This is a genomic window from Novosphingobium organovorum (assembly GCF_022832435.1).
Taxonomy (GTDB): Bacteria; Pseudomonadota; Alphaproteobacteria; order Sphingomonadales; family Sphingomonadaceae; genus Novosphingobium; species Novosphingobium organovorum.
Genome location: NZ_JALHLF010000102.1, coordinates 1 through 13,253 on the forward strand (window position 1 = coordinate 1; position 13,253 = coordinate 13,253).

General features: G+C 67.8%; 10 protein-coding genes. 7 read left to right on the forward strand and 3 right to left on the reverse strand.

All coding sequences use genetic code 11. The features are described from left to right. Positions 1–482, reverse strand: a 482-nt coding sequence (locus MTR62_RS17310; RefSeq protein WP_244023266.1) for an Lrp/AsnC family transcriptional regulator, incomplete at its 3' end; no start/stop codon positions are given. 217 nt (positions 483–699) lie between these two features. On the opposite strand from MTR62_RS17310, the gene MTR62_RS17315 reads away from it, so the two are divergent. Continuing rightward, positions 700–1,800, forward strand: coding sequence for a PLP-dependent cysteine synthase family protein (locus MTR62_RS17315; RefSeq protein ID WP_244023269.1), 1,101 nt, complete (start codon positions 700–702; stop codon positions 1,798–1,800). 102 nt (positions 1,801–1,902) lie between these two features. On the opposite strand, the gene MTR62_RS17320 is transcribed toward MTR62_RS17315, so the two are convergent. Continuing rightward, positions 1,903–3,036, reverse strand: coding sequence for a purine nucleoside permease (locus MTR62_RS17320; protein ID WP_244023270.1), 1,134 nt, complete (start codon positions 3,034–3,036; stop codon positions 1,903–1,905). Positions 3,037–3,142: 106 nt separating this feature from the next. Further along, entirely contained in the window at positions 3,143–5,653 is a 2,511-nt protein-coding gene (locus MTR62_RS17325; protein WP_244023272.1) for a TonB-dependent siderophore receptor, read from the reverse strand. A gap of 371 nt (positions 5,654–6,024) precedes the next feature. Here MTR62_RS17325 and MTR62_RS17330 point away from each other — a divergent pair, with 371 nt between their 5' ends. The 6 genes from MTR62_RS17330 to MTR62_RS17355 form a co-directional block, all read left to right on the forward strand. Next, positions 6,025–7,191, forward strand: coding sequence for a bile acid:sodium symporter family protein (locus tag MTR62_RS17330; protein WP_244023274.1), 1,167 nt, complete (start codon positions 6,025–6,027; stop codon positions 7,189–7,191). Next, positions 7,188–8,564 (forward strand): AtzE family amidohydrolase, encoded by a 1,377-nt coding sequence (locus tag MTR62_RS17335; protein ID WP_244023276.1) that lies wholly within the window; start codon positions 7,188–7,190, stop codon positions 8,562–8,564. The genes MTR62_RS17330 and MTR62_RS17335 overlap by 4 nt, the downstream gene beginning before the upstream one ends. Positions 8,565–8,578: 14 nt before the next feature. Further along, a complete protein-coding gene (locus MTR62_RS17340; RefSeq protein WP_244023285.1) occupies positions 8,579–9,919 on the forward strand; it encodes an NCS2 family permease in 1,341 nt (446 codons plus the stop codon). Next, positions 9,916–10,851, forward strand: a complete 936-nt coding sequence (locus MTR62_RS17345; protein WP_407672703.1) for a 5'-methylthioadenosine/S-adenosylhomocysteine nucleosidase — start codon at positions 9,916–9,918, stop codon at positions 10,849–10,851. Before MTR62_RS17340 ends, MTR62_RS17345 begins: the two co-directional genes overlap by 4 nt. Positions 10,852–10,868: 17 nt before the next feature. Then, positions 10,869–12,446, forward strand: a complete 1,578-nt coding sequence (locus MTR62_RS17350; RefSeq protein WP_244023280.1) for a gamma-glutamyltransferase family protein — start codon at positions 10,869–10,871, stop codon at positions 12,444–12,446. Then, positions 12,440–13,253: hydantoinase/carbamoylase family amidase (locus MTR62_RS17355; RefSeq protein WP_244023282.1), on the forward strand; the 814-nt coding region annotated here is incomplete at its 3' end. The genes MTR62_RS17350 and MTR62_RS17355, both read left to right, overlap by 7 nt.

Consider the following 13,253-nt stretch of genomic DNA (forward strand, 5'->3'; position numbering starts at 1 on the left):
CGCGAGGCGGGACGCGGCGGGCGCAGCGCCGCGCCGAGCGGCAGGGCGTGCTCGTCCTTGATCGTCTCCATCGAGATATAGGCCGAGACGTCGGTGAGATCGAGCGTGGCGATCAGCCGCTTGTAGACTTCGTCGTAGTGCCCCACGTCACGCACCACGACCTTGAGCAGATAGTCGAAATTGCCCGCCAGACGATGGCATTCGAGGATTTCGGGAATGTCGCCGATGCGGGTGCGGAACCGCTCGAGCCAGTCGCCCGAATGGCGCGCGCGCAGGATGACGTAGACCGTCGTGTCGAGGTCGAGCCGGTGCCGGTCGAGCTGCGCCACGGTGCCCAGCACATAGCCTTCCTCGCGCAGGCGAACGATCCGCCGCGAACAGGCCGAGGGCGACATCGCGACCTGTTCGGCGATGGCGTGCGCGGGCATGTCCGCATCGCGCTGGAGCAGGGCGAGGATCTTGAGGTCGCGGTCGTCGAGCATTGGGTGGGGGCCTTGAACGGGAGGGGTGGGCGCGGCGTGAAGCAGGGCTTTGCCGCGTGGTGCACGCACTGTCTTGCGCGTCGGAGCGTTGAAAGTGCGCAAAATTTAAATTCTGCGCGTCAAAATGGCAAGATCGGACGTGAAGGGCGCGATCTTTGCGCGCACGGCGCGCGGGGCGCGCTCTAGACTGCGCGGTACCAGCAAGGAGTAAGTCCCGATGATCGATCAAGCCCCCCGGACCCTGCGCGAATGGCAGTGCCAGGCGATTGCCTGCCTGCGCGCCGAACAGGCCGAGGCCGAGGCTACCCCCCTGATCGAACTCGCGCTGCAAGGCGCACCGGGCATCCGGCTGTTTCTCAAGGACGAAAGCGCGCATCCCAGCGGCAGCCTCAAGCACCGCCTGGCGCGCTCGCTCTATCTCCACGCGCTGTGCAGCGGGCGCCTTGGCCCCGATTCGATCGTCGTCGAAGCCTCCTCGGGCTCGACCGCGGTGTCGGCGGCGTGGTTCGCGCGGTTGCTCGGGCTGACCTTCGTGGCGGTCGTCCCCGCGAGCACGGCGGCGGAAAAGATCGCGCAGATCGAAGCCTTCGGCGGCACCTGCCACACCACCAGCGACCCGCGCCAGATCTGCGCCGAAGCCGCGCGCATCGCGGCCGAAAGCGGGGGCTACCATCTCGACCAGTTCACCCACGCCGAACGCGCGAGCGACTATCGGGGCAGCGCCAACATTGCGCTCGAACTGTTCGAACAGCTTGCCGCGTCCGGTGAGACGAACCCGCACTGGATCGTGTGCGGCGCAGGGACCGGCGGGACGGCGACGACCATCGGGCGCCACGTGCGCTACACCGGCCACACGACGCAGGTCTGCCTTGCCGACCCGGCCGCCTCGGTGTTTCACCGCCATTACGCCGACCGCAGCGTGCTCAGCGTCGACGGGCCGGTCTCGTGCGTCGAGGGTATCGGGCGCGCGCGGGTCGAACTCTCCTTCTCGCCCGACCTGATCGACCGCGTCTGCGTGGTGGAGGATGCCTGCGGGATCGCCGCCGCGCAGCATCTCTCGCGCGTGCTCGGCCGCCGCGTCGGCCCTTCGACGGGCGTCAACCTGCACGCCGCGATCGGGCTGATCGGGGAAATGGTCGCGAATGGCGAAACGGGCAGCGTCGTCACCCTGCTGTGCGATCCGGGCGAGCGTTACCTTTCGACCGTCTACCAGGCCGCCTGGTGCGCCGAGCGGGGCTTCACCGGAGAGGCCGCGCACCCCGCGCTGGCGCGCTTCCTGCCGGCAGAGGCGATCGAGGGCGCGCGCAAGGCCGCCTGAGGCCCGCTTGACGTCGAAGAAAGAGAGGCAGGGTCCCGAGGGCGATCGCCCTCGGGCACCGGGTCAAGGGGGGCTGCCCCTTGACCCTCCTCATCGGGGCCCTCAGGGCGTCGTCGTTTCGTACTTGTCCCAGTGGGCCAGCAGTTCGTCGACCACCGCCGAGCCCACCGTGTAGACGTTCTCCACCGCCGCTTCGAGCCCGGCGTAGCCTTCGTTTTCGCGCAGCAGGTAGCTGGCCGCGTCGGTGCCCGGAGGGGGCATCGTGAAGTTCGAGCCGGCGCGGATCACCAGCACGCGGTCGCGATCGGCGCGGCCCGCAGCGTCGAGGTAGGTCATCGCCTGCATCACGCCGGTGTCCTCCATCGCCGAGGTGACGAACTCGCCCTTGCCCTTGGTCCAGTACTTGACCCAGTCGTTGGCCCAGTCGGTCATCCGCTTGCCGTGCCAGAAGGTCATCGCCGAAAGCGTGTCGCCTTCCATCACCACGGGCGGCTTCTGCGCGTTGGGGTAGCCGGTGAAGGTCAGGCGCTCCTTGGCGATTTCGGGCCGGTCGGGCAGCGTGATGGTCTTGGTCAGGTTGAACGCCCAGCGTTCGAGCGAGGGGTTGATGGTGAACAGCTCCCCGCTCGGCTCGACTTTGGTGGTGGTGTCGTTGGGGCCTTGCGTGCCGCGCGGGAAGTAGCCGTATTTCCAGTCCTTGGGGATTTCGCGCGGGTCGATTTCGTGCGCCAGGTCGCCGTCGACGGCGTAGCGCGCGAAGGCCACCGAGCCGATCGTCGCATCGTGCGGGTCGATCCCGGCGATGCCGGCGACGATCCAGTAGGAATGGGCAAGGTCGAAGCGCGGGTCGAGTCCGAGCGCCATCGTCGCCGCGCTCGACTTCGCGGTGCCAACGCCGGTGACCATCGCCAGGACCTGGGTCTCGGGGTTGTAGTAGAGGTCGTGGAAGCTTTGCGGGAAGGGGATGCGCATGGTCAGCCCGCGGCGTTCCTTCCACAGCTGGAATTCGCCCGCGGTATCGCCTTCGTCGGCGCCGATCTCGAACAGCGAGACGATGACCACCTTGACCGGGAGCGGGTGCGCGCAGGGCTGGGCGGGCTTGCAGGCGGCGATCTGCGCTGCCGCGGCATCGCTCGCCGAGTCGGCCTGGGCCGGAGCGGCGCTCAGGGCCAGGGCACCGCACAGCGCGGTGGCAAGGCCGGTCAGGGAGACGCCGGGCCGGGAGAAGGTACGCATGCAAACACCTCGATACTGGACATGAAAAGAGCGGGGACGGGCGAACCCGGCCCCGCTCGAAAGGGTGCAGGGCGCCGCCCGCACGAGGGCGCCCTGCCGGTTGGGATCAGAACTTGTAGGTGATCGAGGCCTGATAGCTGCGCGGCAGCTCGGGCAGGACGATCGTCGCGCCGAAGATCTCGGTGAAGTTGGCGCGGAAGTACTTCTTGTTGGTGGCGTTCTTGATGACGCCGCGGAACAGCCACGGGCCGGTGGTGTACGAGGCCGAAAGATCGACCTTGGTGTAGCCCGGCAGCTTCACGACCTGCGACTGGCTCGAATAGGTGGAGTCCACCTTGACCGCGCTGGCGGCGAGCGCCAGGCCCATGTCGAAGGCATAAGTCGCGGTGAGCGAGTAGAGGTTGGTCGGAATACCCGCGCGGCGCGAGAGGCTCTTGCTGTCGACCAGCACCGAACCTTCGAGCTGCCCGCCGAAGTACAGCGAGGGATCGGAGACGTTGACGAGGTCACCGGCGCCGAAGAAGCTGAACAGCGAGCCCGAGTTGAGCGCGGTCAGGTTGTAGACCTTGGTGCGCGTGTAGGCGCCGGTGACGAGCAGGTGCTCATCGACCGACCAGCGCATTTCGGCTTCGAGACCCTTGGTCTTGACGGCCTGGTTCACGGTGATCGACTGGCGGTTGTAGTCGGTGCGCTCCTGCTGGTAGACCGACAGCGCGGCGTAGAGGCGATCATCGAGCCACGAGCCCTTGACGCCCGCTTCCTTCATCTTGGTGGCCGTGATCCAGGTGCCGTCGGCAAGGTCCTCGGCGTAGACTTCGGCGCCCTGGCCGGCGATGATCGTCGACTGGCGCGAGAGCGTCACGTAGGGGATCAGGCCGTAGGGCAGCTTGTAGTTGGCGCTGGCCGTCCACGACCAGGCGCCCTTGCTGTCCTTGGCCGAGGTCACGTCGGGCTGGGTCTCGTCCAGCATGTACTGGGTGAGGTAGTGCGAGTTGGCCTTGATGTGGTCGTAGCGCGCGCCCAGCGTCAGGTCGAGGCCGAAGGCGAAGTCGAGATCGGCGAGCCCGGCGAACGAGGTGTCGGTGTAGGAACCGGCGACGTCGTTGGTGTAGCCGCAGTCCTTGGCGGTGTAGCCCGCCTCGTCGCTGAACGGGCATTCGGTCGCCAGCAGGCGGTCCGAGGCCGAAGTGTAGCCGACCGAGAGATCGACGCGGTTGAAGTATTCGTAGGTGTAGTCGTCCGCGTGCTTGAAGTGGGTGTAGCGGATCGAGGGCGAGAGCTGGAATTCGAACTTGCCCACGGTGTTCTCGAACTTCAACGAGGCGACGACCTTGTTTTCAAAGACGTAGGAATCGTGCCACTGCGAGAAGCCGTAGGTGTTCTCGTTGATGTTCTCGTAGCTGTCGTAGAACATCTGGTTCTTGATCGAGAACGGCCCGTCGCCGGTGTAGACGAGGTCGGCGTAGAGCGTGGTCGACTTGTTGTCGAGACGGTCGTCCTTGCCGGTCAGCACGTCGCGGCGGCTGAGCTTGGTGGTGCCGGTGTTCTCGAGCGCGAGGTAGGAGTAGTACTGCTTGAGGCAGGCGTCGGTGAACGCGGTCGGGTAGGGCGAGTTGGAGTTGCCGCAGGCGTAGCCGCCGTAGACCGCAAGGCTGCCGTAGGCGTTGTAGATTTCGCTCGCCGAAATCTGGCCGTCACCATTGCCGTAGGCGCCGTCGATGTCCTGCGCGTTGCCGGTGATGTAGGTGCCGTTGTCGACCAGGTCCTGCGTCACGCGGTTCCAGCCGCCGTTCTGCTGGCCCTTGTAGTTCTGGTACATGCCGCCGAATTCAAGGCGCAGGTTGGGCGCCAGGTCGGTGTCGAACGCGGCCTGCAGCACGTCGTTGCGGGTCGACATGTTGCGGTAGTAGCTGCCCGAATCCTCGATCTCGGCGTAGAGGCTGTAGCCGAATTCCTGCGTGCCCAGCTTGCCGGGGCCGCGGATTTCCGCCTTGAGGTTGTTCTTCGACCAGCTGCCGCCGGTGTAGGTGATCTCACCCTCGGGCTCGGACAGGTAGGAGCCGCCGGCCACGCGCGCCGACTTGGGCACGAAGTTCATGTAGCCGCCGGTCTTGGCCGGACCGTAGATCGGCGAGGCCGGGCCGCGCACGATGTCGATACGCTCGGCCGCGGCGATCGGGGTGGGGTAGTTGCCCGGATTGTCGAGACGGCGCATGCCGCGGAAGTAGACTTCGCCCGGCGTGCCGCGAATGTCGAGCGCGCCGCCGACACCGAAGAACGAGTTGGTGAACGTACCGGGCGCCTGCGCGACGAGGTCGTAGATGTCGGTGATGCCGAAGCGTTCCATCTGCTCCGAGCTGATCGTCGAGGCTGAACGCGGGGTTTCGACGATGGTCTTGTCGAAGCCGAAGACCGAGCCGACGTCGGCGGTCGGCAGGGCGCCGAGCGAGCCGGTGACGACGATTTCCTTGGCGACGTCCGAGTCGCTCTGGGTGGAGCTCGACGAGTCCTGCGCGAAGACCGGGCTGGTCAGCGCGCTGCAACCCAGCAGGCCAGCCGCCAGCGTGAACGCCGCACGACGGCGCGAACGGCCAGAAGGCCGGTTGAAATTCAGCATTACGTGCCCCTCATGTTATCGCGAGACAGCCGCAAACCACGCGACTACCCCCCCTGAAACTTTCGCCTTTTCGCGTTTCCCCATTCCCCGGTGAGTCCGACGGGTGACCAAATTCCATCGTCTTTTTTGGAATCTTGCCGAACTTCGTGCTTTTCTAGGACGATACAATTAGGCGCCCGGTGCCGTGCAGGCAAACGCAATGAATATCACGAGGTGTTGCCAAAATAAGGGAGGGTGTGCCCTGTGTGCCACGCTGGGCACGCCCGGTCGGAGAACCCCCGGAAAACCGCTAAGTGATCTAAATTTTGCAACGATCCGTCCAGATCATTGCGCTTGTTAGATAGGGTGGGCGCGGGCAGGACGAAAGGCGCATGCAACGCGTTTCGTACATCCCCAGGGTGGATCCCTTCCTGCTGTGCCTCGTCTGCGTGGTCGCGGCGGCCTCGCTCCTGCCCGTCCACGGCGTGGGCGCGCGGGTGGTCGATGGTCTTGCCGATCTTGCCGTGGTGCTGCTGTTCTTCCTCCACGGCGCCAAGCTCTCGCGCGAGGCGATCTGGCAGGGGCTGGGCAACCTGCGCCTCCACGCGCTGACGTTTGCGTCGACGTATGGCCTGTTTCCGGCGGTGGGGCTGGCCACGGTCGCGCTGATCGGCGGGTGGATCAATCCCGACCTTATCGCAGGGCTGCTGTTCCTGACCCTGCTGCCCTCCACCGTGCAGTCCTCGATCGCGTTTACCGCGATGGCGCGGGGCAACGTGGCGGCGGCGGTGTGCAGCGCGTCCTTGTCCAACCTCCTGGGCATTTTCCTCACCCCGCTGCTGGTCAGCCTGTTCCTGCGCACCGCCGGGGCGGGCGGCGGTTTCAACTGGCACGCGGTGGAAAGCATCGTGTTGCAATTGCTCGTGCCGTTCCTCGGCGGGCATCTGCTGCGCCCGTGGATCGGTGGCTTCGTCACCCGCTACAAGGCGATCCTGACCCCGGTCGATCGTGGCTCGATCCTGCTCATCGTCTACTCCGCGTTCAGCGCGGCGGTGGTCAAGGGGATCTGGCACCGGCTGGGCATGGGCGATCTGGTCTGCGTGCTGGTGCTGAGCGGGGTGATCCTGACCGTGGTGATGCTGGTCAATCTGCTGGCCGGGCGGCTGGCGGGGCTGGCGCGCGCGGATCTGGTGGTCCTGCTGTTCTGTGGTTCGAAGAAGAGCCTGGTTTCGGGCGTGCCGATGGCGGGCGCGCTTTTCGCGCCCGCGCAAGTGGGTATGATCGTGCTTCCCCTGATGATCTTCCACCAGTTGCAGCTCTTCGTCTGCGCCTGGCTGGCGGGTCACTTTGCCCGGACGAGTGAACCTATGGACGATGCCGACACCCCATCCTCGACGCCCGTCGCGACCGTACCGCGAAGTGCCGAGGAAATTGCCGCAGCGGCTGCGGCATGCGGCCTGACCATCCCCGAACCGTGCGCGGCGGGTGTCGCGGCGAACCTGGCGTTGCTCGAAAGCCACGTTGCGCGCCTGCGCGGCGAGGAAGCGGGTCAGGCATGACTGGGACGGCGCAAACGGTTCCGACCAGCGTGATCGCGCTCGCGCAGGCGGTGCGCAGCGGCGCGCTGCGGGCCAGCGACGTGATCGAGCCTTGCCTTGCCGATCTGGCGGCGCGCGCCGGGCCGCTGGTCGCGGTGACGCGCGTGCTCGAAACCCGCGCCCGCGAAGAGGCCGCGCGGGTCGATGCGCTGGTCGCCGCCGGACAGGACCCCGGCCCGCTCGCCGGAGTGCCCTACGGCGTGAAGGACCTGTTCGACGTCGCCGGGCTGCCCACCACCGCCGGTTCGGGGCTCTATGCCGAGGCGCCGCCCGCAACCCGCGATGCCGAGGCGATCGTCCGGCTCAAGGCGGCGGGCGCGGTGCTGGTCGCGACGCTCAACATGGACGAATTCGCCTATGGCTTCGCGACGATCAACGCGCGCTATGGCACGACCTGCAATCCGCACGACCTCACCCGCCTCGCCGGGGGTTCCTCGGGCGGTTCGGCGGCCGTGGTCGCGGCCGGGCTGCTGCCCTTTTCGCTGGGCTCGGACACCAATGGCTCGATCCGCGTACCGGCCAGCCTGACCGGGCTTTACGGCATCAAGCCGACGCACGGCGCGCTGCCGCTCGGCGGCGTGTTCCCCTTTGCCGAGAGCTTCGACGACATCGGCCCCTTTACCACCAGCCTGGCCGACATGGCGCGGGTGTGGGACGTGCTTGCGGACACGCCGGTCCGTCCCGTCGATGCCCCGGTGCGCCTGGCGCGGCTGGGGGGGCGGTTTCGCGTCAACCTCGATCCCGACCAGACCGCGGCGATCGACGCGATCGCTCCCGAGGCCCCGCTGCTCGAAATTCCCGAGATCGCCCGCGCGCGCTCGGCCGCGTTCCTCATCACCGCGAGTGAAGGCGGGCGGCTCCACCGTCCCGCGCTGGCGCGCGCGGCGATGGAGTACGATCCGCAAGTGCGCGACCGGCTGCTCGCCGGAGCGCTGCTGCCCGAGGCGCTCTACGCCGAGGCACAGGCCTTCCGTGCGGCCTACACCGCGCGCGTGCTCGAGCTGATCGCGCACTACGACGTCCTGCTTGCCCCGGCAACGCCGTGCACCGCGCCCGAAATCGCCGATCCGCGCATCGCAATCGATGGCGCGATGAGCGCGGCGCGCGCCGATCTTGGCATTCACACGCAGGCGATCACCTTCCTCGGCCTGCCCTCGCTCGCGGTTCCGCTGCGCCGTCCGGGGCGCCTGCCGCTCGGTTTGCAGCTGATCGGCAAGCCGGGTGGCGAGGCTGCGCTTTTTGCGTTTGCGAAGGCGCTGGAAGAGCAGGGAACAATCGGGGTAACACAGCCGCGCGCCGAGGCGCGATGGACTGTAACAGGGGGTGAAGTGTGAGCCACAGTGATGCCATGGAAATACCGGGATGGAAGGGACGGCTCGAACGCCGCTTTTCCCTGTCCGAACGCGGAACGACCGCGCGGACCGAAGTCCTGGCCGGATTTACGACCTTTTTGACGATGGCCTACATCGTCCTCGTCAACCCCGCGATCCTGGGGACGGCGGGGATGCCGGTGGCCGCGGTGGCCGCCGCGACCTGCTTTGCCGCCGCCTTTGCCTCGATCCTGATGGGCTTTACCTCGAACACCCCGCTCGCGCTCGCGCCGGGCATGGGGCTCAACGCCTACTTCAGTTTTACCGTGGTGCAGCAGATGGGCATTCCCTGGCCGGTGGCGCTGGGCTGCGTGTTCATTTCGGGTGTCGCCTTCCTGGTGCTGACCGCGACGGGCATTCGCCAGCTGATCGTCCATTCGATCCCGCCCTATCTCTTCGCGGCGGTCGCGGGCGGTATCGGCCTGTTCATCGGCTTCATCGGATTGAAGGATGCCGGGATCGTCGTCGCCAACCCGGCCACCATCGTGGCGCTGGGCGATCTCAAGTCGCCCGGACCCGCGCTCGCGCTGTTCGGCCTCGTGCTGATCGGCGGGCTGAGCGTGTGGAACGTGCGCGGCGCGATGCTGATCGGGATCGTCGCCACCACGCTGGCGGGCTGGGTCTTTGGCCTCGTTACGTTCAAGCCCGAACCCTATTCGCTCCAGGCGATGACCGGCACGCTGTTCCAGCTTGATCTGAAGGGCGTGTTCGGCGTTTCGGGGAGCCATGGCCTGGGCCTGCTCGAAATCCTCTTCGTGTTCCTCTTCGTCGATCTGTTCGACAATATCGGCACGCTCGTCGCGGTGACCAAGCGCGCCGGGCTGATCGGGCCTGACGGCAAGATCCCGCGCCTCAACCGCATCCTGGTGACCGACGCGGTGGCCACCGTGGTCGGCTCGATGGCCGGCACCAGCACGGTGACCAGCTACGTCGAGAGCGCGGCGGGCGTTCAGGTGGGCGGCCGCACCGGCCTGACCGCGATCGTCACCGGCGTGCTGTTCCTCGCGATGATGTTCGTCGCCCCTTACGCCCAGCTCATTCCGCTCGCCGCGACCGCGCCCGCGCTGATTATCGTGGGCGGCATGATGTGCCTGCCGCTGATCGAGGTGGAGTGGGACGATCCGATCTCGGCGATCCCCGCGTTCCTTACCGTCGCGATGATCCCGCTGACCTTCTCGATCGCCAATGGCCTGGCCTTTGGCATTACCGCCCACGCGATCCTCAAGATCGTGCGCGGCACGGTGAAGAAGACCGACTGGTTCCTCCTCGTCCTTGCCCTGCTTTTCGTTGCCCGCTTCATCTGGATGGGAGCCGCCTGATGCGCCGCCTGATTATCTGTCTTTCGGCGCTGTGCGCGCTGGCCGCGACCCCGGTCCTGGCCGACGAACTCGATGCCACCGCGCGTACCTTGGTGATGACCGCCTATTCGCCTGAGTGGAACGCGATGGTCCACGACGTGAAGAACCCGCACAGCTACACGCTGAACGGGGGCACGTACCTTACCGGCACGCTGGAAGGTAAGCCGATCATCCTGATGCAGAGCGGCGTCTCGATGGTCAACGCGGCGATGAACACCCAGCTCGTGCTCGACCATTTCAAGGTCAAGCGGATCGTCTTTTCGGGCATCGCCGGTGGGGTCGATCCCGCGCTCTCGATCGGCGACGTGTTCGTGGCCGACGCCTGGGGCGAGTATCTCGAGGTCAACTTCGCGCGCACCCGTCCGGGCGGCTGGACTTCGCCCGAAGCGGTCGATCCCAAGGCCCCGCTCAACTGGAACTTCATGTTCCCGCGCGGGGTGACGGTGGGCAACGCCGACGAAAAGCCCACCCGCCACTACACCTTCGCGATGGACCCCGGGCTGCTGGCGCTGGCGCGCAAGGTCGCGCCCACGGTCACCATGGAGCGCTGCGTGCCCCCGTCCGAGCACCAGTTGCCCGGCAGCGAGCTGTGCCTCAACGCCGCGCCCAAGATCGTCGTGGGCGGCACCGGGGTTACCGCCGGGGTCTATGCCGACAACGCCGAATTCCGCGAATACCTCGCCTCGGCCTGGCACGCGCGCGTGCTTGACATGGAAAGCGGCGCGGTGGCGCAGGTGGCCTACGCCAACAAGGTGCCCACGATCATCTTCCGCAGCCTGTCCGACCTTGCCGGCGGCGACAAGGACAAGAACATGGAAGACACCTTCGAGCATCTCGCCTCGGTGAATTCCGCCCACGTCGTGCGCGCGTTCCTCGCCGCGCTGCCCGACTGATCGCAGGAGAACCGGGCATGAAGACCGTCACCGCCGCCAAGGGGATCGCCACCGCGCCCCACTACGCCGCCGCCCAGGCGGGGCGCAGCGTGCTCGCCGATGGCGGCACGGCGGTGGAGGCGTGCGTCGCCATCGCGGCGAGCCTGACGGTCGTCTACCCGCATATGACCGGGATCGGCGGCGACGGCTTCTGGGTCATTCGTGAACCTGATGGCCGCGTCCACGGCATCCACGGTTGCGGCGGTGCGGCGGCCCGCGCTGACCTTTCGCTCTACGAAGGGTTGGACGCGGTGCCCACGCGCGGCCCGCTCGCCGCCAATACCGTCGCGGGCACGATCTCGGCCTGGGACGCGGCGCTGGCGGACGAGAGCTGCAAGCTCCCGCTCGAACGTCTGCTGCGCGATGCCATCGCGGCGGCCGAGGCGGGCGTTGCAGTGACCGCGGGCGGCGCGCAGATCGCGCGCGACAAGGGCGGCGAACTGCGCGTCCAGCCCGGCGCCTACGCGCAAGTGTTCGAGCCCGAGGGACGCCCGCTCGAAGTGGGGGAGGTGCTACGCCAGCCGCTGATGGCGCAGACGCTGCGCACGCTCGCGCGCGAGGGGCTGGCCAGCTTCTACCAGGGCGAACTGGCCCAGCGCATCGCGCAGGATCTCGACGCGCTGGGCAGCCCGGTTGCGCTGGCCGATCTTGCCGCGCATCGCGCGACCCGGCCCGCGCCGCTCAACGTCGCCATCACCGGCGCGCGCCTGTTCAACGCCGCCCCGCCGACGCAAGGCTTCGCTTCGCTGGTGATCCTCGCGCTGTTCGACCGTTTGCAGGCGAGCGGAGTGGATGGCTTCGCGCACGTCCACGGCCTCGTCGAGGCGACCAAGCAGGCGTTTTTGCTGCGCGATGCCCACGTCGGCGATCCGGCCTATACCGATTACGATTTTCAGGGCCTGCTCGATGATCCCGCCGCGCTCGACGCGCTGGCCGCGCGGATCGATCCGGCGCGCGCGCTGGCCTGGCCGCAGCCGCCGCAGTGGGGCGATACCTGCTGGTTCGGCGCGGCCGATGGCGACGGGCGCGTGGTTTCGTGCATCCAGTCGACCTATTTCGAATTCGGCTCGGGGCTGGTGTTGCCGCAGACGGGGATCACCTGGCAGAACCGGGGCTCCTCGTTCCGGCTCGCCGAGAAGGGCTGGAACGCGCTGAGGCCCGGCCGCAAGCCCTTCCACACGCTCAACCCCGCGCTGGCCCTGTTCGACGATGGCCGGATCATGGCCTACGGCACGATGGGCGGTGAGGGCCAGCCGCAGACGCAGGCGGCGCTGTTCAGCCGCTACGCGCGCTTCGGTGTCGATCTGCAGGAGGCGATCTGTGCGCCGCGCTGGTTGCTCGGACGCACCTGGGGCGATGCGACGACCTCGCTCAAGCTCGAGGACGGGTTCGACGAGGGGCTCTACGCCCAGCTTGCCGAGGCCGGGCACGATGTCGAGCGGGTCGGCCCCTTGACCGCGATGATGGGCCACGCGGGCGCGGTGGTGCGCCTTGCCGATGGTTCGTTCGAAGGCGCCAGCGACCCGCGCAGCGATGGAGCGGCGGCGGGATGGTAGAGGCGCTCCTTCACCCCGGCGGCGCGCGCGCCGTGGCGCGCTGTGATGCGCTGCGCACCGCGCCCTATTCGGACATGGCAGGCGGGCTCCTGCGCGCCTACCTGACCCCGGCCTACGCCGCCGCACAAGAGGCCCTGGCGGGCTGGATGGCCGAGGCGGGGATGGCCGTCCAGCGCGACGCGGCGGCCAACCTCGTCGGCCGTTACGAAGGCGACCGTCCTGACGCGCCCGCGCTGGTGATCGGCAGCCATCTCGATTCGGTGCGCGATGCAGGGGCTTACGACGGGCCGCTGGGGATCATGCTGGGGATCGAATGCGTCGCCGCGCTCCACGCGCGCGGACGGCGCCTGCCTTTCGCGATCGAAGTCTATGCCTTTGGCGACGAGGAAGGCTCGCGCTTTCCCGCCGCCATGCTGACCAGCCGCGCGGTTGCCGGAACGCTTTTGCCCGAAGCGCTCACCATTGCCGACGATGCGGGCGTGGCGCTGGCCGAGGCGCTGGGCAAGGCGGGGCTCGATGCGGACAGCTACCTTTCAGCGAAGCGCGCGCGCGGCGCGGTGTTCGCCTATCTTGAAGCGCATATCGAACAGGGCCCGGTGCTCGAGGCGCGTCAACTGGCGGTCGGCACGGTCACCGGCATTGCCGCGCAGCTGCGCTACGCGATTACCGTGAAGGGTCTGGCCGGGCACGCCGGGACGAGCGCGATGGGCCTGCGCCGCGATCCGCTGCCGGGCGCGGCCGAGATGATCCTCGCCGCCGAGGAAGCGGCCTGCGCCGAGGGGGGCGACGCGGTCGCCACGGTCGGCC